General features: G+C 70.4%; 19 protein-coding genes. 7 read left to right on the top strand and 12 right to left on the bottom strand.

Annotated features, from left to right (window positions below):
• Window positions 1-283 precede the first annotated feature (283 nt).
• Entirely contained in the window at window positions 284-1,504 is a 1,221-nt protein-coding gene (locus ACFY16_RS05145) for an RNA-guided endonuclease InsQ/TnpB family protein (protein ID WP_390645683.1), read from the top strand.
• 252 nt (window positions 1,505-1,756) lie between these two features.
• Here ACFY16_RS05145 and ACFY16_RS05150 read toward each other — a convergent pair whose 3' ends face one another.
• The 4 genes from ACFY16_RS05150 to ACFY16_RS05165 form a co-directional block, all read right to left on the bottom strand.
• Window positions 1,757-2,425: an AAA family ATPase gene (locus tag ACFY16_RS05150; RefSeq protein WP_390645684.1), complete on the bottom strand. Its 669-nt coding sequence runs from the start codon at window positions 2,423-2,425 to the stop codon at window positions 1,757-1,759.
• A gap of 34 nt (window positions 2,426-2,459) precedes the next feature.
• Window positions 2,460-3,281 (bottom strand): ABC transporter permease, encoded by an 822-nt coding sequence (locus tag ACFY16_RS05155; protein WP_390645685.1) that lies wholly within the window; start codon window positions 3,279-3,281, stop codon window positions 2,460-2,462.
• Window positions 3,282-3,355: 74 nt separating this feature from the next.
• Complete coding sequence (locus ACFY16_RS05160) at window positions 3,356-4,330, bottom strand: ABC transporter ATP-binding protein (protein WP_390645686.1); 975 nt, start codon at window positions 4,328-4,330, stop codon at window positions 3,356-3,358.
• 108 nt (window positions 4,331-4,438) lie between these two features.
• The gene (locus tag ACFY16_RS05165; protein WP_390645687.1) at window positions 4,439-5,653 is read right to left on the bottom strand and encodes an NYN domain-containing protein; all 1,215 of its coding nucleotides are present in this window, start codon (window positions 5,651-5,653) and stop codon (window positions 4,439-4,441) included.
• A gap of 237 nt (window positions 5,654-5,890) precedes the next feature.
• Here ACFY16_RS05165 and ACFY16_RS05170 point away from each other — a divergent pair, with 237 nt between their 5' ends.
• Entirely contained in the window at window positions 5,891-6,055 is a 165-nt protein-coding gene (locus tag ACFY16_RS05170; protein WP_390645688.1) for a hypothetical protein, read from the top strand.
• Between the two features lie 117 nt (window positions 6,056-6,172).
• Here the strand turns inward: ACFY16_RS05170 and dnaE are convergent, their stop codons facing one another.
• Window positions 6,173-9,712 (bottom strand): DNA polymerase III subunit alpha, encoded by a 3,540-nt coding sequence (gene dnaE / locus ACFY16_RS05175; protein ID WP_390645689.1) that lies wholly within the window; start codon window positions 9,710-9,712, stop codon window positions 6,173-6,175.
• 298 nt (window positions 9,713-10,010) lie between these two features.
• On the opposite strand from dnaE, the gene ACFY16_RS05180 reads away from it, so the two are divergent.
• From ACFY16_RS05180 to ACFY16_RS05195, 4 genes are all read left to right on the top strand, one after another.
• Window positions 10,011-11,336 carry a DUF2252 domain-containing protein gene (locus ACFY16_RS05180; RefSeq protein ID WP_390645690.1) on the top strand — a complete coding sequence of 442 codons (1,326 nt, stop codon included), beginning with the start codon at window positions 10,011-10,013 and terminating at the stop codon, window positions 11,334-11,336.
• A 68-nt stretch (window positions 11,337-11,404) separates the two neighbouring features.
• A complete protein-coding gene (locus tag ACFY16_RS05185; protein ID WP_390645691.1) occupies window positions 11,405-12,097 on the top strand; it encodes a hypothetical protein in 693 nt (230 codons plus the stop codon).
• A gap of 66 nt (window positions 12,098-12,163) precedes the next feature.
• Window positions 12,164-12,976, top strand: a complete 813-nt coding sequence (locus ACFY16_RS05190) for a DsbA family protein (protein WP_390645692.1) — start codon at window positions 12,164-12,166, stop codon at window positions 12,974-12,976.
• A 132-nt stretch (window positions 12,977-13,108) separates the two neighbouring features.
• A complete protein-coding gene (locus ACFY16_RS05195; protein ID WP_390645693.1) occupies window positions 13,109-14,770 on the top strand; it encodes an alkaline phosphatase D family protein in 1,662 nt (553 codons plus the stop codon).
• Between the two features lie 7 nt (window positions 14,771-14,777).
• Here the strand turns inward: ACFY16_RS05195 and ACFY16_RS05200 are convergent, their stop codons facing one another.
• Window positions 14,778-15,347, bottom strand: coding sequence for a dienelactone hydrolase family protein (locus ACFY16_RS05200; protein ID WP_390645694.1), 570 nt, complete (start codon window positions 15,345-15,347; stop codon window positions 14,778-14,780).
• A gap of 104 nt (window positions 15,348-15,451) precedes the next feature.
• Here ACFY16_RS05200 and ACFY16_RS05205 point away from each other — a divergent pair, with 104 nt between their 5' ends.
• Window positions 15,452-16,567 (top strand): mechanosensitive ion channel family protein, encoded by a 1,116-nt coding sequence (locus ACFY16_RS05205; RefSeq protein WP_390645695.1) that lies wholly within the window; start codon window positions 15,452-15,454, stop codon window positions 16,565-16,567.
• 3 nt (window positions 16,568-16,570) lie between these two features.
• Here ACFY16_RS05205 and ACFY16_RS05210 read toward each other — a convergent pair whose 3' ends face one another.
• From ACFY16_RS05210 to ACFY16_RS05235, 6 genes are all read right to left on the bottom strand, one after another.
• Entirely contained in the window at window positions 16,571-17,311 is a 741-nt protein-coding gene (locus ACFY16_RS05210; protein ID WP_390645696.1) for an SDR family NAD(P)-dependent oxidoreductase, read from the bottom strand.
• A gap of 100 nt (window positions 17,312-17,411) precedes the next feature.
• Window positions 17,412-18,998: a Na+/H+ antiporter gene (locus ACFY16_RS05215; RefSeq protein WP_390645697.1), complete on the bottom strand. Its 1,587-nt coding sequence runs from the start codon at window positions 18,996-18,998 to the stop codon at window positions 17,412-17,414.
• 85 nt (window positions 18,999-19,083) lie between these two features.
• Complete coding sequence (locus tag ACFY16_RS05220) at window positions 19,084-19,560, bottom strand: GNAT family N-acetyltransferase (protein ID WP_390645698.1); 477 nt, start codon at window positions 19,558-19,560, stop codon at window positions 19,084-19,086.
• A complete protein-coding gene (locus ACFY16_RS05225) occupies window positions 19,557-20,501 on the bottom strand; it encodes an RluA family pseudouridine synthase (RefSeq protein WP_390645699.1) in 945 nt (314 codons plus the stop codon). The genes ACFY16_RS05220 and ACFY16_RS05225 overlap by 4 nt, the downstream gene beginning before the upstream one ends.
• A gap of 43 nt (window positions 20,502-20,544) precedes the next feature.
• Window positions 20,545-21,231 carry a signal peptidase II gene (gene lspA / locus ACFY16_RS05230; protein WP_390645700.1) on the bottom strand — a complete coding sequence of 229 codons (687 nt, stop codon included), beginning with the start codon at window positions 21,229-21,231 and terminating at the stop codon, window positions 20,545-20,547.
• Window positions 21,232-21,331: 100 nt separating this feature from the next.
• Window positions 21,332-22,564 carry a TraR/DksA C4-type zinc finger protein gene (locus ACFY16_RS05235; RefSeq protein WP_390645701.1) on the bottom strand — a complete coding sequence of 411 codons (1,233 nt, stop codon included), beginning with the start codon at window positions 22,562-22,564 and terminating at the stop codon, window positions 21,332-21,334.
• Between the last annotated feature and the right edge of the window lie 247 nt (window positions 22,565-22,811).

Genomic DNA, 22,811 nt, shown 5'->3' on the forward strand with positions numbered 1-22,811 from the left:
TCTTGCGAGGATGCCCCGGAAACGCCGGGGAGAAATCGCATCCCGGTGTTGCGGCGCGGAGCGCAGCCGTCTCTGGTCCGTGGGTGAGGGGCGTCCGCATGGCTGCCGGGGGAGCCAGGGAATGCGAACGCGTGTGCCGGTAGCCGCCGGTTGGAGTGGTGATCGCGCGATCGGGCTACGGGCGTGCGGCTATCGCACGTACGGTCTCGTCACGAGGCGTCGGAGGGCCGTGGGCTTTCGGTCCGAGGGTCGTGGAGGGGGTGGCGGTGTGGCGGGAGTGGGGGTGGTCGCAGAGGAGGAAGCCGGGCACGCCCGGTGGACGTTCCGGCTGCGGGTGTCGTCCACCGCACTGGCCGCGCTGATGGGCGAGTGGTGCCGGTGCCGGTGGGTATGGAACGAGAGTGTGGCCACGTCCCGGCAGGTCCACGCCCGGAACAAGACCCTGCCCGAGGGCGTCGGCAGGACGACGTGCGGTCCGGCACAGCTCGACAAGATGCTGACCGCAGCCCGTGCCCGTACTCCTTGGCTGTGTGAAGGCAGCTCGGTGCCGCAGCAGCAGATCATCCGCGACTTCGGGAAGTCCAGGGCGAAGGCGCAGAAGGACATCCGCGAGCGCCTTCCTGCGCGGCAGCGGGCCGGGATGCCGAGGTGGAAGAAGAAGCGCGAGGCCCTGCCGAGCCTGAACTATACGAAGCGCGGGTTCCGTCTGAAGGACGGCCGTCTGCACCTGGCCGGGGGCATCGTCCTGACGCTTGTGTGGTCGCGGGACCTGCCCGCCGAACCCTCCTCGGTACGCGTGTACCAGGACAGCATCGGTCACTGGTACGCGAGCTTTGTCATCCCCGCCGAGGTCCGGCCGCTGCCGCAGACCGGCCGGGTGATCGGTGTCGACTGGGGCGTGAAGGAGACCGCGACCACCACGTCCGACGCCCACGACCTCCCCCATGCGCAGCACGGGAAGAAGGCCCAGGCTGGGCTGTCGCGGTACGACCGCATGATGGCCCGGCGCAAGCCGAAGAAGGGGCAGGCCGGATCGAAGGGCTACCGGGAGGCGAAGAAGTGGCGGGCGAAGACCTACGCGAAGATCGCCCGGCAGCGTCAGGACACCGGCCGCAAGTGGGCGAAGAAGGTCGTGGCCGATCACGACGCCATCGCCGTCGAGGACTTCAGGCCGAAGTTCCTTGCGAAGTCGACGATGGCCCGCAAGGCCGCTGACGCGGCAATCGGCGCCACCAAACGGGCGCTGACCGAGATGGCCCGCAAGCACGGCCGAATCGTGCACCTGGTGCACCCGGCCCACACCACGATGGACTGCGCGCACTGCGGAGCGAGAGCCAAGCACGCACTGCCGCTGTCGGAACGAACGTATACCTGCACCGCGTGCGGAACCGTCTCCCCCAGAGACAAGAACTCCGCCCGCGTGATGCTTATCCGGGCTGGTCTCAACCCGGCTGGCGCCGAAGGCGTAAGACCCCCGGGAGCGCTGCTCCCAGAGGCCGCCTGAGCCAGGAATCCCCCTCATTCATGAGGGGGAGGATTCAATTCCTCCCCGGCTACTCAGGTTCGTTCCTTCGTACAAGCGGTGATGCCCGCTGAGTGACGCGCCGAACGCAAGACGTGAAGGAGATCTTCCGAGTTCCGGCGCCCTTCCGTTTCAGCCGTGGCCCGGTCTGGGGGCGGCAGCCCCCAGGGACGGAACGGGCAGGGGCGGCGGGGGCGAAAAGCACCTCGCCGCAACCACGGCGCGCGCCGCCCCCTACGCCTGCGGCGCCCCGTACGACTGCTGGTACGGATCCGGGTCCCGGGGCCCGAACAGTGCCGTCAGCCCCATATGGACCACCAGCCCGGCGAGCGGCCACGCCAGCAACGCCCCCTTCGCGCCCAGCTTCAGCGGCGCGGAGAACGTCACGCCCTTGCCCACCGCCTTGGCGTGCGCGATCACGTCCGACGTGGGCCCGAGCCACACCCCGACCCGCCATGCCAGCAGCGACCCGAGCAGCCCCCCGACGCCCAGCGCCACCACCAGCGGCACACCCCCGCGTCGCCGCCACAGGAACACCCCGAGCGCGCTCACGGCCCCGAAGGCCAGCGCCAGCAGCGTGAACGTTCCGTCCACGCCGATCGCCTGCTCCCCCTCGGTGTCCTTGAGGTAGACGACCCAGCTCCCGTCCGACGAGTCGCCGACCAGCGGCACGTGCGGCGCCAGCCACCACCACAGCACCCCGAGCAGCGCCCCGGTGACCGCGAGCACCAGCGTGACGACGGCGGCTTCGATCGCCTCGGTCTTCATCCCGGGCCCGTCCTGTCCGTACAAGCCGACGTGCGGGGCGGGAACCACCCCGCTGTACGCACCGGGTGAAGGCGGCCACGCGTCGTGCGGGGACTGTTCGTGCGGCGGCGGAGGCGGAGTCAGCGGTGCGGTCACCCTGCCATCGTGCCAGGCCCGGCTGTGCGGCGCGTCACCGGACGGCAGCCCGGCGATACGCCCAGGTGGCGACGGCCAGCGAAACGACGCCGACGAGCGCGCACACGGCCAGGTCACCGAGGACGAAGGCCCAGTCGGGGTGTCCCCCGAAGGTCCGCGCATAGGCCTCCACGCCGTACGTCGACGGCAGCAGGTCCCGCGCGAACCGCACGACCTCCGGCATGCGGTCGGCCGGCAGCACGCCGAGCAGCAGTGCCGCCGACATGCCCAGCTGCCCGAGCACGGTGGCCAGTTCGGGCCGCGGCGCGAGCAGCCCGAACGCGGCGCCGAGCCCGGCGAGCGCTGCCCCGGCGAGCGGGATCACCGCGACGAGAATCCAGAGGTTGCCCATGGGCAACCCGAAGAGCACGCATCCGAAGACAGCGGTGACCACGGTCCCCGGCACGGTGAAGGACGCGTACGCGCCCGCCGCGCCCAGCACGACCGCGGCGGGCGGCACCGGAAGGGTCGCGTAGTGGTCCAGACCGCCGCTGGACCGCAGCTGCCCGAAGTACTGGGCGAGCAGGTTCAGCGCGACGAAGGCGACGACGAGGACGGACGAGCCGGCCACCACCGACTCCGCCTCGCTGCCACCGTCCACGACCCCCCGCATCATGATCAGGATGCCGATCGACTGGAAGGTCGCCACGAACAGCAGCGGGATCCGCGCGACCCGGGCCCGGGACAGCTGCGCCCGGTACACGGCCGCCAGCGCCGGCCAGAGCCGCGCGCGCGGCCCGAGCTCGGCCGCTTCCCGGCCCGGCTCCTCCACGGCCCGGGCGCCGCCCGGCAGAACCTCGGCGGGTACGACACTCACGTCGCGCTGCTCCCCTTCACTCTGGTTCACTCCGGCGCTCGCCCCGTTCGGTACGGAAGCGGCGGCCTGCGTGCTCACGCCCTCACCAACCCCTGCCGCGCGGCGCCGCCCAGCGCCAGGTACACATCCTCCAGGCTGGGCGTGGCGAGCGTGAAGTCGTCGAGGGCGGCGAAGGCGGCCCCGCCGGTGACGGTGGCGACGACCGCGCGCGCCTCCTCGGGGGCGAGACGCAGCGTCCAGCGGCGCCCGGACTCGACGACGCGGTCACGCAGCGCGGCCACCTCGGGCACGTCCAGCGGCGGGCGCTCCCGCCACACCAGCTCGACCCGCACCTCGCCCGCGACCTGCTCCTTGAGCCCGGCCGGGCTGTCGCAGGCGATGACCCGCCCCTGGTCGAGGACGGCGACCCGGTCGAGGACGGTCTCGGCCTCGATGACGTTGTGGGTGACGAGCAGGACGGTGGTCCCGTGCTCGGCCCGCCGCCGGTCGACGGCGCCCCACACGGCCCGCCGGGCCACGGGGTCCATGCCGGTGGTCGGCTCGTCGAGCACGAGCAGCGGCCGCTCCCCCACGAGCGCGGCCGCGAAACAGGCGAGCCGCCGCTGCCCGCCGGACAGCTTCTTCAGCGGCCGCCCGGCGATCGGCGTGAGCCCCAGTTCGTCCAGTACGGCGTCCCGTTCGGCCCGCGCCCGGCGCACGTCGAGCCCGCGCAGCCGTCCGGTGGTCTCGGCGGCGAGCGACACGGTGAGTTCGTCGAGGGCGGTGGACTCCTGCCCGAGATACGCGAGGATCCGCGCGGCACGCTCCGGGTGGCGCACGATGTCGTGCCCGAGGATCTCCACGCTGCCGGTGTCGGGCCGCATCAGCCCCGTGAGCTGCCGTACGAGGGAGGTCTTCCCGGCCCCGTTCGGGCCGAGCAGCCCGAAGATCTCACCGCGCCGCACCTCCAGCCGCACGTCGTCGGTGGCCCGCACCTCGGGCGTTCCGGGGGTCCCGCGCCGGCCCCGTACGGCCGGATAGGTCTTGGTCAGCCCGCGCACGGCACACACGACCTGATCACTGTCCCGATGTGCCGGTGCCGCGCGCGTACTCACAAGGGACGAGACTACGGGGTCCGGGTCGTTCACCGGCGCTCGGGGCGGCTGTACCGCCGCCGTTCACTCCCCGGCCGAGGCGTGCTCCGCGGCCGTCCGGACATCGATCTCCCGCCAGAAACCGGCCCGGATGGCATACCGGTCGTGCTCGTCGATCTGGTCGTCCTTGTGGGCCAGCAGACCGAACCGGGCCGCGTACCGCAGCAGCTCGCCGTCGATGCGGTGCGGGATCCTCGGGTACATCCCCGACAGCTTCTGCAGATGGCCCTGGTCCCCCAGCCGCTCCATCCACCGCCGCGCGAAGACCTGCCCCACCTCGTACGGATCCCCGCCGACGGTGGTGATGTCCTCCTCCCGGTCGGCCCAGCGCTGCTCGGCCGTCGTCAGCTGGGCGAGCGTCGGCATCGAGGCGACCTCGGAGGGCTCGGCGGCGCCGCCGGGGCGGTCGACCCAGCCCTTGTCGGAGGACCAGCGCAGGGTGGCGGTGGCGGGGTGCTGGACGGCCGGGGCGCCGGGGGCACGCAGTGCGGCCAGGTCCTTGGGGGTGGGCACGCCTTTTGACGTGGGCACCCGCTCGTCGGCGCCGTTCTGCGCGGCGGCCACCGAGTGCTCCGGCTCCTCGGCGGGCGACTCGGGAGACGCCGTGAGCCCGGAGTCGGGCAGCGGCGCGGAGAGGATCGCGGCGATCTCGGGGCGCGGCACGGGCGGCGGCGCGCAGATCCCGCCCAACTCCTTGGCGCGTACGGCCTTGGTGATCCACGTCCGGTCCAGGACCCGGCGCTCGTCGGCCTCGGCGACCAGGTCCTCGGACTGGTTGTAGTCGCCGTCGGCGGCCTGCACGGCCCACAGGTGTACGGCGACGCCGTGCTCCTTGGCGGCCATCATGCCCGGCAGCAGGTCGCCGTCGCCGGTGACGAGGACGACGTCGGAGCAGGCGCGGTTACGGGCCAGCTCGGTGAGCTCGGCGTGCATCGCGGCGTCCACGCCCTTCTGGGCCCAGCGTCCGTCGCTGCGGGTCAGCGCACCGAGCCGGACGGTGACCCGGGGCATCACGCGCAGCCTGCGGTGTTCCGGCTGGGGGACACGGTCGGGGGCGCCGTCGAACCAGTAGATGCGCAGCAGCGGCCGTTGTGTGTCGGACTCGGCTCGTTCGCGCAGCCCCTGGATGAGGGCGGCGTGGTCGACGGTGATCCGGGATCGCGAGGGCTCACCGGCGAGAAGACTGGCCGCGGCCCCCAGGAGATACCCGGCGTCCACCAGGACGATGCAGCGATCCACGCGACTCACCCTCTTCCTGGGAGGTTTGCTTCGGGCTTCCTTCGAGTCTGCCCGACCACGCGGAGGTTAACGGCCCGAACTCGATCTTCGGCGTGGCGTTTCGGGACATCACTGTCCGGCGCCGCCCTCCGACGACCCATGTCACGCACGGTAATTATCCGAAATGCGTTCATTGTCAGCCTATGTGAATCTGGTCCCGGCCCTGGCCCCTAGATCCCCTTCAGGAGGCAGATCCCCATGGCCAAGAACAAGAACCGTGAGCGAAAACAGCCGCAGACCGAGCGCAGCCAGCAGGCGGCCCAGCACTCCTCGATGGAGTCGCAGGCCGACCAGCGCACCACGCAGGTGACCCCCGGCGACATGGCGCGCAAGGGCCGGCAGAAGCGCTTCGGTCACAACTGACATCTTCATAAAGGGCTGTTGAGCCCGTCGGGCCGTAGAGCCCGTCGGGCTGTCGAGCCCAGGCACACACCGAGGGGCGCACCCGTTCGCGGATGCGCCCCTCGCGTGATCAGTCGCTCAGCCGGCCAGGCACGAAGGGCCGAGCAGCACCTTCAGGTCGCCGAACAGCGCCGGATCCGGCTTCACCCGGTGCCGGTCGAGGCGCAGCACCGTCGTCTTCGTCGGCCCCTGGAGCTTGATACGGACCTCACTGTCGCCCTTGTGGTGGCTGAGGATCTCGCCGAGGCGGCTGACCATCGGCGGGGTGACCCGCGTGGCCGGGATGGTGAGGATCACGGGCGCGTTGGTGCCGGCGTTCGACAGGTCCGGGACCTGGAGCTCCATCGCGACCAGCCGCGGCACGTCCTCGCGCTTGTCGAGACGCCCCTTGACGAACACGACGGCGTCCTCGACGAGTTGGGTCGACACGAGCTGGTACGTCGCCGGGAAGAACATGCACTCGATGGAGCCGGCGAGGTCCTCGACGGTGGCGATGGCCCAGGCGTTGCCCTGCTTGGTCATCTTGCGCTGCAGGCCCGAGATGATCCCGCCGATGGTGACGACCGCGCCGTCCGCGTGCTCACCTCCGGTGAGCTGGGCGATGCCGGCGTCGGCCTTGTCGGACAGCACGTGCTCCAGGCCGAAGAGCGGGTGGTCGGAGACGTACAGGCCGAGCATCTCCCGCTCCTGGGCGAGCAGATAGGCCTTGTCCCACTCGTCGGTGGTGAACTCCACGTCGAGGCCGAAGCCTGGCTCGTCGGAGTCCTCCTCACCCATGCCGCCGAAGAGGTCGAACTGCCCCTCGGCCTCCTTGCGCTTGACCGCGACCACGTTGTCGATCATCGAGTCGAAGTGCGCGGTCAGTCCCTTGCGGGTGTGCCCCAACGTGTCGAAGGCGCCCGCCTTGATCAGCGACTCCGTGGTGCGCTTGTTGCAGGCGACCGCCTCGACCTTGTCGAGGTAGTCGGGGAAGGAGGCGTACTTCCCCTTGGCCTTGCGGCTGCGGATGATCGACTCGACCACGTTGGTACCGACGTTACGGACGGCTTCGAGGCCGAAGAGAATGACGTCGTCGCCCTGGGCGGCGAAGTTGTGCACCGACTCGTTCACGTTCGGCGGGAGCACCTTGATGCCCATGCGCCGGCACTCGTTGAGGTAGACGGCCGACTTGTCCTTGTCGTCCTTGACCGAGGTGAGCAGCCCGGCCATGTACTCGGCGGGGTGGTTCGCCTTGAGGTAGGCGGTCCAGTAGGAGACGAGGCCGTACGCGGCGGAGTGGGCCTTGTTGAACGCGTAGCCGGCGAACGGGACCAGTACGTCCCACAGGGCCTGGATCGCCTCGTCGCTGTAGCCGTTCTTCTTTGCGCCGGCCTGGAAGATGGTGAAGTTCTTCGCCAGTTCGTCGGGCTTCTTCTTGCCCATCACGCGGCGGAGGATGTCGGCCTCACCGAGCGAGTACCCGGCGATGATCTGGGCGGCCTTCTGCACCTGCTCCTGGTAGACGATCAGGCCGTAGGTGACGGCCAGGACCTCTTCGAGGGGCTCTTCGAGCTCCTTGTGGATCGGGGTGATCTCCTGAAGCTTGTTCTTGCGCAGCGCGTAGTTGGTGTGCGAGTCCATGCCCATCGGGCCCGGACGGTAGAGCGCGGAGACGGCGGAGATGTCTTCGAAGTTGTCGGGCTTCATCAGGCGCAGCAGCGAGCGCATGGGGCCGCCGTCGAACTGGAAGACGCCGAGGGTCTCACCGCGCTGGAGCAGTTCGAAGGTCTTCGGATCGTCGAGCGGCAGGGCCAGCAGGTCGAGGTCGATGCCCTTGTTGGACTTCACCATCTTGACGGCGTCGTCCATGATCGTGAGGTTGCGCAGGCCGAGGAAGTCCATCTTCAGCAGACCGAGCGACTCGCACTGCGGGTAGTCCCACTGCGTGATGGTCACGCCGTCCGTGTGCCGCACCCAGATGGGGGCGTGGTCGACGATGGGCTCACTCGACATGATCACGCCGGCGGCGTGCACACCCATCTGCCGGACCAGGCCCTCGACGCCCTTGGCGGTGTCGATGACCTTCTTCACGTCCGGCTCGTTCTCGTACATCGCGCGGATCTCGCCCGCCTCGCTGTAGCGCGGGTGCGAGGGGTCGGTGATGCCGTTGAGGTCGATGCCCTTGCCGAGGACGTCGGCGGGCATCGCCTTGGTGAGGCGGTCACCCATGGCGTACGGGTAGCCCAGCACGCGCGCGGAGTCCTTGATCGCGTTCTTGGCCTTGATCTTGCCGTAGGTGCCGATCATGGCGACCTTGTCGGCGCCGTACTTCTCGGTCACGTACCTGATCACTTCGACGCGCCTGCGCTCGTCGAAGTCGATGTCGACATCGGGCATGGAGACGCGCTCGGGGTTCAGGAACCGCTCGAAGATCAGACCGTGCGGGATCGGGTCGAGGTCGGTGATGCCCATGGCGTACGCGACGATCGAGCCGGCCGCGGAGCCTCGGCCGGGGCCGACCGCGATGCCGTTGTTCTTGGCCCACATGATGAAGTCGGCGACGACGAGGAAGTACCCCGGGAACCCCATCTGGATGATGACGTCCATCTCGTACTCGGCCTGCTTCTGGCGGTCGTCGGGGATGCCGCCGGGGAAGCGGCGCTCCATGCCGCGGCGCACCTCCTCCTTGAACCAGGTGACCTCGGTGAAGCCCTCGGGGATGTCGAACTTCGGCATGAGGTTCTTCGCCTCGAACATGCCGCTCGTGTCGACCATCTCGGCGACGAGCCGGGTGTTGGCGCAGCCCTCCTGCCAGATGTCGGAAGACCCCAGGGCATACATCTCTTCGGTGGACTTCAGGTAGTAGCCGCCCCCGTCCAGCTTGAACCGGTTCGGGTCGGAGAGGTTCTTGCCGGTCTGGATGCACAGCAGGGCGTCGTGGGCGGTCGCCTCGTGCGCGTACGTGTAGTGCGAGTCGTTGGTGACCAGCGGCGGGATGCCGAGCTTCCTGCCGATCTTCAGGAGGTCGTCACGGACCCGGCGCTCGATCTCGAGATCGTGCTCCATCAGCTCCAGGAAGAAGCGGTCCTTGCCGAAGATGTCCTGGTAGTCGGCGGCAGCCTTGAGGGCCTCGTCGAACTGTCCCAGGCGCAGCCGGGTCTGCACCTCGCCGGAGGGGCAGCCGGTGGAGGCGACGATCCCCTCGGACCACTGGGCGATCGTCTCCTTGTCCATCCGGGGCCACTTCGTCAGCCAGCCCTCGGCGTAGGAGTCCGAGGAGAGCCGGAAGAGGTTGTGCAGACCCGTCTTGTTCACCGACCACATCGTCAGGTGGGTGTAGGCGCCGCTCGCGGAGACGTCGTCCCGCTTCTGGTGCGGCTGGCCCCACTGGATCTTGCGCTTGTTGCGCCGCGACTCGGGCGCGACATACGCCTCGATCCCGATGATCGGGGTGACTCCGGCCTTCTTCGCGGTGTGGAAGAAGTCGTACGCACCGTGGAGGTTGCCGTGGTCGGACATGGCGATATGGGTCATGCCCATCTCATTGCAGGCGTCGAACATGTCCTTCAGCCGCGCGGCACCGTCCAGCATCGAGTACTGGGTGTGGACGTGCAGGTGCGTGAACGGCGGCTTTGACACGGCTGCGGCCTCCAAGGGAGCAGGTGCGGCGCGAAGCGCCTCGTTGAGGGGTGGCGGTCGGGTGACGGGTGGACGTGCGTCGACGGGGGTCCGACAGGCTGCGGACAGTCTGGGGGACAGCGTCGAAGTCTATGCCTCGGCGCTGACACTCGGCGGGCTTCCACGCGTACCTTCATGCGAGGAACGCGGGCACTCCCGCGTACCTTCGCACGTTGGGGAGGGCGGAAGATCCGCGCGCCGCGTGCGGAGAGATCTGCCCCACATGTCATGCATCACCTGCACCAGGAGGCACCCAGCGATGTCGGTCCCGCAGCTCAGCGCCGAGCAACGCGGCGAGGAGATCCTCGCCGTCTTCGACACCGCCTTCGGCCAGCTCCTTGCCGCCGACCCGGCCGCGTTCCGCGTGAAGTTCCGGAAGATGGCGGCCTCGGCTTTCGCGTTCTACCGCGGCACGGCAGGCCTCTTCTACCACGACCTCGACGCCGAGAAGCGGGGCGGCCCGTACCTGGACGAGCGGACCTCGCGCGTGTGGATCCACGGCGACCTGCACGCCGAGAACTTCGGCACGTACATGGACGCCAACGGCCGGCTGATCTTCAACGTCAACGACTTCGACGAGGCGTACGTCGGCCCCTTCACCTGGGACCTCAAGCGCTTCGCCGCCTCCGTGGCCCTCATCGGGTACGCGAAGGCGTTCAGCGACGACCAGATCACCGAGCTGGTGGAGGTGTACGCGGGCGCGTACCGCGAGCGGATCCACGCCCTGGCGACCGGCGCCAAGCGCGACGAGGTGCCGCCCTTCACCCTGGACACCGCCCAGGGCCCCCTGCTGGACGCGCTGCGCGACGCCCGCTCGCTGACCCGCTTCGGGCTGCTGGACTCGATGACCGAGATCCGCGACTTCGAGCGCCGTTTCGCGCCCGGCGGCGGCTCCATCGAGCTGGACGCGGCCACCCGCTACAAGGTGCTCGCGGCCTTCGACGGCTACCTGGAGACGCTGCCGGAGACCTCCCTGGCCCGCCCGGACTCGTACCGCGTGAAGGACGTCGTCGGCCGCCGCGGGATCGGCATCGGATCGGCCGGGCTGCCGTCGTACAACATCCTCCTCGAGGGCCACAGCGACGCCCTCGAGAACGACGTGGTGATCTACATCAAGCAGGCCCAGACCCCGGCCGTCTCCCGGCACATCACGGATCCGGCGATCCGCGAGTACTTCCAGCACGAGGGCCACCGCACGGTGATCTCCCAGCGCGCCCTCCAGGCGCACGCCGACCCGTGGCTGGGCTGGACCGAGCTGGACGGCGCGGGCCAGCTGGTCGCCGAGGTCTCGCCGTACGCCGTCGACCTCGACTGGGGCGACATCGACGACCTGGAGGAGATCGCCGCGGTCGTCGCCGACCTGGGCCGCGCGACGGCGACGATGCACGCGGCGGCGGACGACCAGTCCGGCGAGTCCCTGGTGCCCTTCTCCACGGAGCGGGCCATCGACGCGGCGATCGCGGCCGACGAGGACGGCTTCGCCGGGCTGCTGGTCGACTTCGCGCACGACTACGGCACACGCGCGCGTACCGACCACCAGATCTTCGTGGACCTCTTCCGCAACGGACGGATTCCGGGTCTGTAACCGACCGGCCGCTCACAGGGTCCCTTTAGGGGTCTCTTACAGGAGCACGTGACACACTCTCCTCTGCTATGGACATATCCGGGACCCACCTCAGAGCCGTGCGCGCGGCGCTGTTCACGGCAGTCGTCGTGACGCTCAGCACCGCGTCGCACGTGCTGCTGTCCCGGGTCCCACTGCCGGTGAACACGGTGGCCGCGGTCGCGGTCGCCGTGTTCGTCCTCGCGTACGCGCTGGCGGGCCGCGAGCGGAGCTTCGGGCGGATCGCCGCCCTGCTGATCCCGCTGGAGCTGGCCGCCGACACCGTCTTCACCACCGGCCAGCACGTCTGCTACGGCCGCGCGGGCGGCCCGGTCGCCGGCCCGCTGCGTTCGGTCGGCTTCGACGTGCTGTGCGGCGGCGGCTCCGACGTCGGCACCCCGCTGGCCCACGTGACCGGCGCCGGCACCGACCGGGTCGCGGCCCTGCTCGCCCACGCCGACCCGGCCACGGCCTGGCTGCTGCTCGGCACGCACATCGGCGTCGGCCTCCTCGCGACCGCCTGGCTGCGTCGCGGCGAGCGGGCCCTGGCCCAGGTACTGCGGGCCATGGCCACGACAACGTTCCGGCCGCTGCTGCTGGCCGTCGCCGCGGTGACCGTACAGCCCGCCCCGGCGGCCCGCCGCCTGCCGCGCCCGGTCCTCCGTGCGGCCACCGCCCGTGGCCCGCTCCTCGCACACTCCCTGGGACGGCGTGGACCGCCGTGCTCGGCCGCCCTCGCCTGAGCACCCCCAGTCCCCCACACGTATTCCACGCACGACATGTGCGTGTTCCCTATGGAGACCACTGACATGAGCAAGCGGAACAGCGCGGCGGCGAAGACGGCGGCCAGGGAGCGGCTGCGCCTCGAGCGTGAGCGCCAGGCCAAGAAGGCCAAGGTCAAGCGGCAGGTCATCGTCGCCTCCTCGGCGGTCGCCGTCCTGGCGCTGGCAGGCGGCATAGGTTACGCCGTCGTCCAGAACAACAAGCCCGGCTACTGGGAGGCGGCCAAGAAGGACACGCTCGTCAAGCCGGCCAACACCACCGGCAAGAACGGCACGACCGTCGTCATCGGTGAGAGCAGCGCCAAGAAGACCCTCGTGATGTACGAGGACCCGCGTTGTCCGATCTGCGCCCAGTTCGAGCAGACCGTCGGCTCGACGGTGAAGAAGGACCTCGACGCCGGCAAGTTCAAGATCCAGTACGTCGGTGCCACGTTCCTCGACAACAGCCTCACCGGCGAGGGCTCCAAGAACGCGCTCAGCGCCCTGGGCGCCGCGCTCGACGTCAGCCCCGAGGCGTTCCTCGAGTACAAGACCGCGTTGTACTCGGCGAAGTGGCACCCGGAGGAGACCGACGACAAGTTCAAGGACGACGCCTACCTGATCAAGGTGGCGGACACGGTCTCCGCCCTGAAGAACAACACGAAGTTCCAGACGGCCGTGAAGGACGGCACCTACGACAAGTGGGCGCTGGACATGTCCGCCACCTTCGACAGCAGCGGTGTGCAGGGCACCCCGACCCTGAAGATGGACGGCAAGACGCTGACCGGCTCCGACGGCCAGAACGCGCCGATGACGGTGGCGGACTTCACCACGGCGATCGAGGCGGCGCTCAAGGCCTGATCCGGCTTCAAGGCCTGATCCCCCTCAGACGTCTGATCCGCCTCGGGTCTGATCCGACCGGCACACGAAGAGCGGGCGAACTTTTGCGAGTTCGCCCGCTCTCGTTCGTACCGATCAGTAACCTGATCGCTCGTGACCAGTCGATACAGATCATCCGAGGACTTCAACTCCCTCTCGCCCCGCCGCCGTACGGTCGTCAAGGCCGCGGCGGCCACTGCTGTCCTGGCCGGCCCGCTCGCCGCCGCGCTGCCCGCGCGTGCCGCCGACGAGGCCCCCGCCTTCCTGCACGGCGTCGCCTCCGGTGACCCGCTGCCCGACGGCATCCTGCTGTGGACGCGCGTGACGCCCACCGCCGCGGCGATACCCGGCTCAGGGGTGGGTCCGGACACCGAGGTCAGCTGGATCGTCGCCAAGGACAAGGCGTTGACGAACATCGTCGCCAAGGGCTCCCTGACCGCGACGGCCGCCTCCGACCACACCGTCAAGGCCGACATCCGCGGCCTGGAACCGGCCACCGACTACTGGTTCCGGTTCTCGGCCGGCGGTACCGACTCGCCGGTCGCCCGCACCCGCACCACTCCGGCCGCCGACGCCGGGGTCGCCGGCCTCCGCTTCGGCGTGGTCTCCTGCGCCAACTGGGAGGCCGGCTACTTCTCCGCGTACCGCCACCTCGCGGCCCGCAGCGACCTCGACGCCTGGCTGCACCTCGGCGACTACATCTACGAGTACAAGTCGGGCGAGTACGCGGCCCGCGGCACCGTCGTCCGCCCGCACGCGCCCGCGAACGAGATCCTCACCCTCGCCGACTACCGCGTCCGGCACGGCAAGTACAAGACCGACCCGGACCTCCAGACCCTGCACCACAAGGCGCCGGTCATCGCGATCTGGGACGACCACGAGTTCGCCGACAACGCCTGGGCGGGCGGCGCGGTCAACCACACCGAGGGCGCCGAGGGCACCTGGGCGGCCCGTCAGGCGGCCGCCAAGCAGGCCTACTTCGAGTGGATGCCGGTCCGCCCGGCGATCGCCGGCACGACGTACCGTCGGCTGCGCTTCGGCAAGCTCGCCGACCTCTCCCTGCTCGACCTGCGTTCCTTCCGCTCCCAGCAGGCGTCCACGGCCAGTGGTTCGGTGGACGACCCGGACCGTACGCTCACCGGTCGCGCCCAACTCGACTGGCTGAAGGCGGGCCTGAAGGCGTCCGACACCACCTGGCGGCTGGTCGGCAACTCGGTGATGATCTCGCCGTTCTCGGTCGGCTCGCTCTCCGCGGACCTGCTGAAGCCGCTCGCCAAGCTGCTCGGCCTGCCGCAGGAGGGACTGGCCGTCAACACCGACCAGTGGGACGGCTACACCGACGACCGCCGCGAACTGCTGGCCCACCTGCGCTCGAACGCGATCGGCAACACCGTCTTCCTCACCGGCGACATCCACATGGCGTGGGCGAACGACGTGCCGGTGGACGCCGGCACGTACCCGCTGTCCGCGTCCGCCGCCACGGAGTTCGTCGTCACCTCGGTGACCTCCGACAACCTCGACGACATCGTGAAGGTCCCCGAGGGCACCGTCTCCGCGATCGCCGCGCCGATCATCCGCGCCGCCAACCGGCACGTCCACTGGGTCGACACCGACCGCCACGGCTACGGCGTCCTGGACATCACCGCCGAGCGCGCGCAGATGGACTACTACGTCCTGTCCGACCGCACGGACGCGAACGCGACCTCGTCCTGGACCCGTTCGTACCGCACGCGCACCGGCACCCAGAAGGTGGAGCGGACCTACGACCCGGTCTAGAGCCGGTCTAGAGCGTCTCGAGGAAGCCGAGCGCCACCCGCCAGGTGGCCTCGGCGGCCTCCTCGTCGTAGTCCGGCAGGTCGGGGTCGGTGTAGAGGTGACCGGCCCCGTCGTATCTGTACACCTCGACGTCGGCGCCGGCCCGGAGCATCTGGAGGTACCAGGCGCTCAGCCAGTCGTCCGTCTCGAACGGATCCGGTTGGGCCACGTGCAGCTGGACCGGCAGCTCGTCCACCTTGGCGTTGGCCGCGATGTCCGACGTGCCGTGCAGGAGGAGCAGCCCGCGCGCCTTGTCGTCGCCGAGGGCCAGTGTCTGCGCGATGGAGGCGCCGAGCGAGAACCCCGCGTACACGAGCCCGCGCTCGGAGTAGGGCGCGGCGGCCAGGACCGCCCGTTTGAGCAGCTCGTCCTTGCCGAGCTCCTCGCTGAAGGCCACGCTCTCCTCGACCGTCGCGAACGTACGTCCGTCGAAGAGATCCGGCGTCCACACCTCGTGTCCGGCCGCGCGCAGCCGGTCAGCCGCCGCACGCACCGCGGGGCGCAGTCCGTACGTCGAGTGAAAGAGCATGATGTTCATGAGGCCATGGTGCCAGCCGGGTACGACAACTCCCGGGTGCCCGTACCCGGGAAGACACAGAACTCACATGTTCATGACCCGCTGCTCCGGTTAGGTTCGAAGGCATGGAGAACGTACTCCGCCCGCTGATCGTGATCGGCGGCTCGGTCGTCCTCACGCTGGCCCTGGGCTGGGCCACGGACCGGCTGCTGCGCAAGGCCGACGAACGGCATCGCGAGACCCCGCTGTGGGATCTGCTGCGCCGTGGCCGCATCCCCTACCAGCTCGTGCTCTGGGCGGCCATGCTCAGAGGCTCGTACGACGAGGCGAAGGTGCTGGAGGCGCACCGGGTGGGCATCGGCCGGGCGCTGACCCTGGTGCTGATCGGGTCCGCGGCCTGGCTGGTGATCCGGATCGCGGCCGCGATCGTCGAGACGTCGTACAGCCGCTACGCCCGCGCGCACCGCGACCCCGCCCGGGTCCGCCGCGTCCGCACCCAGGTGTCGCTGATCATGCGCGTGGTGTCGGCGATCGTCGGCGTGGTCGCCGCGGCCACGATGCTGCTGACGTTCCCCGCGATGCGCGCGGCCGGCGCCTCGCTGCTGGCCTCGGCCGGCATCCTCGGCATCGTGGCCGGTGTCGCCGCGCAGTCCACGCTCAGCAACATGTTCGCCGGGCTGCAGATCGCCTTCGGCGACATGGTGCGGATCGGCGACACGGTCGTGGTGGACGGCGAGTGGGGCACGGTCGAGGAGATCACGCTGACGTTCCTGACCGTACGGACCTGGGACGAGCGCCGGATCACCATGCCGGTGTCGTACTTCACGTCCAAGCCGTTCGAGAACTGGTCGCGCGGCACCCCGCAGATGACCGGCATCGTCTACTGGCACCTCGACCACGCGGCGCCCGTCGAGGCGATGCGCGAGAAGCTCCGCGACATCCTCCGCGAGTGCCCGGCCTGGGACGGCCGTGACTACGGCGTGGCGGTCACCGACTCGACGCCGAACACGATCCAGGTGCGCGCCCTGGTGACGGCGAAGGACGCGGACGACATCTGGACGGTACGGGTCACGGTCCGCGAGCAGATGATCCGCTGGCTGAGCGCGGAGCACCCGTACGCGCTGCCCCGGGTCAACACGGCGGACTCCGTGCTGCCGCCGAGCCGTCGGTCCCCCGACGGGGAGTTGCGCGACGGTGCCGTGCGCCGCGCCCACGAGCCACCGCGGACGGGCCGCGGCTGACCGTCAGTGCCCCCGCTCGGCGCCGCCGTTGACCTGGATGACCTGCGAGGTGACATGCCCGGCGCCCGGGGAGGCGAGCCAGTGCAGCGTGGCGGCGATGTCCCCGGGCGTACCGGCACGCCCGGTGGAGGTGTCCCGGATGAGCCGCTCCCGGCGGGCCGGCTCGATCGCGTCCCCGAAGAACCCGGTGTCCTCGACATAGCCGGGGGCGACGACGTTCACGGTGATCCCGCGCGGACCTAGATCCCGGGCCAGGTCGTGGGCGTACGGGTGCAGCGCGGCCTTGGCACCGGCGTACGCCCCGCTGCCCGACCCCCGGTAGGCGGCGATGGAACTGATGAACAGCACCCGCCCGCCCGGCTCGGCAAGGCGGTCCCGCAGTGCCTCCGTGAGCAGGGCGGCGGTCAGGGTGTTGATCTGGAAGTTGACGGTCCAGTTGTGCGCGACGACATCGAGCGGATCGTCGCTGTCGCTCGCGGGCTCGAGCTGTCCGGTGCCTCCGGCACCGTGCACGAGGACGTCCACGGTGCCCAGCTCCCGCGCCACGAAGTCGGCGACGCCCCGCACCGCACGCGGATCACTGAGATCGGCCGCGTACGTCAACGCCCCCGGCACCCCGGCCTTCTCCAGCACCTCGGCCCGCCGCCCGAGCAGCAGAACCTGATCCCCGTCCCCGGCGAACACGTGCGCCGCCGCGAGCCCGATCCCCGTACCGCCACCACTGATCACGACATTGCGAGCCATGATCCGATAGTAGGAGCGGATGGCCGCCGACGGCGCTCAGCCCCCGCACAAGACGGGCACTTTTCAGCCAACGGGAAACGGGCGGTGCGCGGGCGGGAGATCATCGAAGACTACGCACGTCCAAGTGACGCAACACCCGATCCACGATCTCCGGATCCGCCCCCGGCTCATTCCGCGCCGCCAGCACCTCGTGCCGCGCGGCGCTCAGCAGCTCCCCCTGGATCCGCCGCACCCGCTTGAGTCTGCGCACCCGCTGCTCATGCGCCTCCCGGCGCTCCTCCTCCCCCATCTCCGGACTGATCCGCACCCCGATGTCGAACGTCCGGCGCAGCATCTGTTCGGACAGCTCCTCCGGCAGATCCTCGACCTCCTCGATCTCCCGCAGCCTCCGCTTCGCCGCCTTCGCCGCCCGGACCGCCAGCTCGCGCTCGAACTCCTTCTCCCGGTCCGTGTCCGCGCGCACCCCGAGCCGCTTCACCAGCCACGGCAGCGTCAGCCCCTGGAGCACCAGCGTCGCCATGATCACTCCGAAGGCGACGAACACGATCTCGTCCCGGTCGGGAAACGGCGACCCGTCCTCGGTGGTCAGCGGAACGGCCAGCGCCAACGCGACCGAGGCCACCCCCCGCATCCCCGCCCACCACATGACGACCGTCTCCCGCCAGCTCATCGGGATGTCCTCGTCGTAGTCCCGTTTGGCGTGCAGCCGCTTGGTCAGCCAGGTGGCCGGCAACAGCCACACCAGCCGCACCAGCACCACCACACCCACCACGGCGGCCGCCCACCCGAGCATCTCGCCCCACCGCCCCGCCGCCGTGCGGATCGCGTTGTGCAGTTCGAGCCCGATCAGGCCGAACGCGACACCCGTGACGAGCGTGTCGACGATGTCCCAGAACGTGTGCCCCGCGAACCGTGCCATCACGTCGTCGGCGTCGGTGGCGTACTCGGCGATGAAGAGCGCGACGGTGAGCACGGCGAGCACCCCGGACCCGTGCAGCTCCTCCGCGAGCACGTACGAGGCGTACGGCACCAGCAGCGTCAGCCCGATCTGCAGGGTCGGGTCGTCCAGCAGGTCCATCAGCTTGTTGGTGCCCCAGCCGAGGAGGAGCCCGACGGCGACCGCGACGACGGCGGACAGCACCAGGTCGAGCCCGGCCCGCCAGGGCGAGAACGTCCCGCTGACGACGGCGGCGATCGCCACGTGGTACAGCACGATGGCCGTGACGTCGTTGAACAGCCCCTCGCCCTCGAGGATCGAGACCAGCCGGCGCGGCAGCCCCAGCTGGCCGGCGACGGCGGTCGCGGCCACCGGGTCGGGCGGGGCGACGAGCGCGCCCAGCGCCACGGCGGCGGCGATCGGCAGCCCGGGCACGATCACGTTCGCGACGGCCGCCACGCACACCGTGGTGACGAACACCAGGGCCACGGCCAGGAGGAAGATCGGCCGTTTGTTGGCCGCGAACTGCCGCCACGACGTCCGCCGCACCGCCGCGTACAGCAGCGGCGGCAGCAGCGCGGGCAGGATCAGATCAGGTGGAATGTCGACATTCGGCACGAAGTCCGGCAACGCGAGGCAGATCCCGAGGAGCGTCATCAGCACCGGCGCCGGCAACCCGAACCGGTCCCCGACCGGGACACTCACCACGGCCCCGAGCAAGAGCACGAACAGCAGGGCCAACTGATCCACGGTCAGCGCTCCGGGAGTCGACGTTCACACAGCAGACCTCCAGCCTGCCATGCGCCCCTCCCACCGGCCCGTCCGCCGCCCGCGGCTACAGAGCGCGCCGCATCGCCCGGTGCGGGATCCCCGCGTCGGGGAACTCCGGGCCGTACGCCTCGTACCCGAGCCGCTCGTAGAAACCCAGCGCGTGCGTCTGCGCGTGCAGGTCCACCGCTGCCAGCCCGCGCGCGCGTGCCGCCTCCTCGATGCCCCGCACCAGCGCGGCCCCGACGCCCAGCCCGCGCGCCGCCTGGGCGACGGCGAGCCGCCCCAGCGACCCCACCGACGGGTCACCGCCGGTCTTCGCCGCGGCCGCCTCGCCGTACAGCAGCCGGCCGGTCCCCAGCGGCACCCCGTCGTCCCGGACCGCCAGCACATGCAGCGCCACGGCGTCGTAGGCGTCGTACTCGATCTCCTCGGGCACGCCCTGCTCGCCGACGAAGACCTCCTTGCGCACCGCGAAGCAGGCCTCGCGGTCGGCGGGCTCCTCCGCGACGCGCACGTCGTACGAGACGACCGACAGGCTCATGCGTAGGTCTCCTCACGCACCTGGTCCAGGGCCTGCTGCAGGTCCTCGGGGTAGTCGCACGCGAACTCGACCCACTGTCCGTCGCCGGGGTGCTCGAAGCCGAGCCGTACGGCGTGCAGCCACTGGCGGGTCAGGCGCAGCCGCTTGGCGAGCGTGGGGTCGGCGCCGTACGTCAGGTCGCCCACGCACGGATGCCGGTGGGCGGCCATGTGGACGCGGATCTGGTGGGTGCGCCCGGTCTCCAGCTTCACGTCGAGGAGGGAGGCCGAGCGGAAGGCCTCGATGAGGTCGTAGTGGGTGACGGACGGCTTGCCTTCGGCCGTGACCGCCCACTTGTAGTCGTGGTGCGGGTGGCGGCCGATGGGTGCGTCGATGGTGCCGCTGGTGGGGTCCGGGTGGCCCTGCACGAGCGTGTGGTAGCGCTTGTCGACCGTGCGCTCCTTGAACTGGCGCTTGAGCGACGTGTACGCGTACTCCGACTTGGCGACCACCATCAGGCCGGACGTGCCGACGTCGAGGCGGTGCACGATGCCCTGGCGCTCGGCGGCGCCGGAGGTCGAGATGCGGTACCCGGCGGCCGCGAGACCGCCGATGACCGTGGGGCCGGTCCAGCCGGGGCTCGGATGCGCGGCGACCCCGACCGGCTTGACGATCACGACCACGTCGTCGTCGTCGTGCACGATCTCCATGCCCTCTACCGGCTCGGCGACGATCTGCACGGGCGCGGGCGCCTGCGGCATCTCGACCTCGAGCCAGGCCCCGCCGTGCACCCGCTCGGACTTTCCGACCACCGAGCCGTCGACCGTGACCTTCCCCGCCGCAGCGAGCTCCGCGGCCTTGGTGCGGGAGAAGCCGAACATGCGGGAGATGGCGGCGTCGACGCGCTCGCCCTCCAGGCCGTCGGGTACGGGCAGGTTTCGGATCTCGGGAATCGTGCTCACCCGTCGAGTATGCCGGACGGCTCCGACAGCCCCGACCGCGCGCTCAGTCCTTGTGGACGGTCCCGTCCGGGTCCAGGCCGCGGAACGACAGCAGCACGATCAGGATGCCGCCGCACACGATCGCCGAGTCGGCGAGATTGAAGACGGCGAAGTGCTTGGGCGCGATGAAGTCGACGACCGCCCCCTCGAAGACGCCCGGCGAGCGGAAGATCCGGTCGGTGAGGTTGCCGAGCGCGCCGCCGAGCAGCAGGCCGAGCGCGATCGCCCAGGGCAGGCTGTAGAGCTTGCGCGCGAGCCGGGCGATCACCACGATCACCGCCGCCGCGATCACCGTGAAGATCACGGTGAAGGCCTCGCCGAACCCGAAGGCGGCGCCCGCGTTGCGGATGGCCTCGAACTTCAGCCAGTCCCCGACGATCTCGATCGGCGCGTGGTGCTCCAGCTTGGCCACCACGATCAACTTGCTGACCAGGTCGAGAAGGTACGCGAACGCGGCGACCGCGAACAGCACGGCGATGCGCCGCCTGCCCCTGGGCCCCTCCGCGGGGGTCTCCGACGCCCCCGGCCCGGCCGCCGCCGTCTCCTCGGTGCCGGACCCGCCGGCCGGGGCCGTGGCCCCCTCGGAGCCGGACCGCTCGCCCGACGCCGCGTTCTCGCCGGGCTGGTCCTGCCCCGCCCGCGCCGCGTCCGGAGTGTCCGGCGTACCGATGATCCGCTCCGCCTCTGCCACGTGAGTCCCTCAACCTAGGTGCCTGACTGAGCACGAGGGTACGGCACGCCTCCTGGGACCCCGGCGCCCAGGAGGCGTACGAACAGTCGCCCGGTGGCGATCAGTACCGGCGCTCCTGCTTCTGCTTGCACTCGACGCACAGGGTGGCCCGCGGAAAGGCCTGCATACGGGCCTTGCCGATGGGGTTGCCGCAGTTCTCGCACAGACCGTATGTGCCCGCGTCCAGCCGCTGCAGGGCGCGCTCGGTCTGGATCAGCATCTCGCGCGCGTTGGCGGCCAGTGCCATCTCGTGCTCGCGTGTGATGTTCTTGGTACCGGTGTCCGCCTGATCGTCGCCGGCGCCGTCCCCGGAGTCCCGCATCAGGCCCGCGAGCGACTCCTCGGACGAGGTGATCTCGTCCCGCAGCCGCTCCGCCTCGGACAGCAGCTCGGCGCGGGCCTCCTCGACCTCGTCCGGGGTCCAGGGGTCCTCACCAGGGCGTACGGCGAGCTCGCCCGGCTCCACCGCGGCGATCCGTGCCTTGGGGACAGCGGTCTTCGCTGCCGCGGCCGGGCCAGGAGTCTTCTTCGCAACCACTGTCGTGGCTCCCGTCTGCTCCGCGGCCTGCGCCGCGCCCACCTTCTTGGCCGTGCTCTTCCCGGCCGCGCTCTTCCTGGCGGCCGTACCCTTCCTGACCACGCTGTTCGCGACGGCCGTGGTCTTCTGGGCCGTGCTTTCGGGGGCGGCCCGGCTTTTCGTGGCGGCCGCGCCTTTCGTGGCGGCCGTACTTTTCGTGGCGTCCTTCAGCGACGCGCTCTTCGCGGCAGCGGTCTTCGTCGCCGCCTTCCTCTCCGGGGTCGCCTTGACGGCCGCCTTCGTGGCCGCCTCCTTCTTCCCCGCGGTCGCCCTGGTGGCCGCCTTCGTGGCCGCCTCCTTCTTCCCCGCGGTCGCCTTGACGGCCGCCTTCGTGGCTGCCGCCTTCTTCCCCGCGGTCGCCTTCTCGGCAGTCGCCTTCTCAGCGGACTTCTTCTGAGCGGCCGTCCTCACCGAAGCCTTCCCGCCCGACGGCCCCCCGGCTTCCTCCCCCACGACCGCCTTCTTCGAAGGAGCCGTTTTCGAAGCCGTCGCCTTCTTGGTCGCGGTTTTCCTGGCGGTCGCCTTCGAAGCAGCCGTTTCCGTCTCCTCGGCGCCGGCCCGCCGCACCGTCCTGACCGGCTTCGTGGCGCGCGCCCCCGTCGCTCCCTGGGCACTCTTCTTCCCGCCCACGTCCTTGGCCGCACCGCCGGAGGCGACCGCATTCGTGGACCTGCCGGACGCCGACAACTGCTGTACGGCGGTCTTCTTCGCCACCATGGTCGCGGCCCCTTCACATATTGTGATCTCGCTCGCGAATCGTGCTGGGACGATAAATCGACTTGAGTCCCGCGGCAACGGGGCACGCCGCCCGATTCGCGCGCCCCGCGAGTACCGCGCGGCCGACATGCAAGCGTTGTGCCCAGCTCCCCGCCGGGTAATCCGCCGAGCCCGCCGTCCGGGAATCCGAACACGCGTACCTCGCCATTCGGGTCATCACGGGCACCGGGTGACCCCCTGACCCGAG

The sequence above is a fragment of the Streptomyces sp. NPDC001315 genome (genome assembly GCF_042896175.1).
GTDB lineage: Bacteria > Actinomycetota > Actinomycetes > Streptomycetales > Streptomycetaceae > Streptomyces.